Below are 869 nucleotides of genomic sequence, written 5' to 3'. Positions count from 1 at the left end.
GGGCTTCTTGCTTAATTATTAACTAACTGATAATCAGTAAAATAATTAACAAAAACATAACACAAAAACCCCGAATTTGGCTGTTCCCAGCTTTTTTCGGGGTTTTCTTTTTTGTATTTTAAGGTTGCAATCTAAAATACAATTCAAGATATGGCGCAGCTTTCTATTTTCAAAGATTTTGACGGATATTCTCCAAAATATCACTTTTTCAAGAATTCGTTGTTAGGCAGAATCCATGACAGTATTCCCTGGGACGAACTTGTAGCCTGTCTTCCTGATGAACGTGTGGGCAGAGGTGCACCAAGCTGGTTCGGTGCCAGAGGTATGTTTGCACTCATGTTTTTGAAGGCCTACTTTAATATCAGTGACAGGCAGTTGCTGGAACGTTTCAATACGGATTGGTCACTTCAGTATTTCTGCGGTAAAGTACTTTCCGAAGACCAACAGATAAAAGACATGACTATAATGACCCGTATAAGGGCATATATAGAAAGCCATTGTGAATGGGAAAAGCTTCAGGAGACCCTAATTAACCACTGGAAATATGATGTCAGCAATAGCCATGTTCTGCTGATGGATGCCACCTGCTATGAATCTTATATTCGTTTCCCAACAGATGTAAAACTTCTTTGGGAGTGTTGTGAATGGGTTTTTGAGAGTCAGTTATTCAGTATTTGTTCAGAATATGGTATCAAAAGACCAAGATCCAAGTTCAGGGAGCAGAAACTGGCCCAGATGTCATATTCCAGAAAAAGGAAGAACAGCTTTAAGGAAACGCTGAGAAGAAGAAAAGCACTTATCTATCTTCTTAACAAAGGAATCGGTCAGCTGCAGGATATTTTGGATAAAAACAAAGGGGCAGGACTTGA

Annotated in this window: 1 protein-coding gene; it reads left to right on the top strand. The window is 39.1% G+C overall.

The window, feature by feature from the left end:
• Window positions 1-150: 150 nt before the first annotated feature.
• Window positions 151-869 (top strand): transposase (locus MM214_RS18915; protein ID WP_241297739.1); only part of this gene is annotated, 719 nt, incomplete at its 3' end.

It is taken from the genome of Belliella kenyensis, from assembly GCF_022549675.1.
GTDB lineage: Bacteria > Bacteroidota > Bacteroidia > Cytophagales > Cyclobacteriaceae > Belliella > Belliella kenyensis.
The sequence above is the reverse complement of the archived record's forward strand: the minus strand, read 5'-3'. Positions and strand labels throughout refer to the sequence as shown.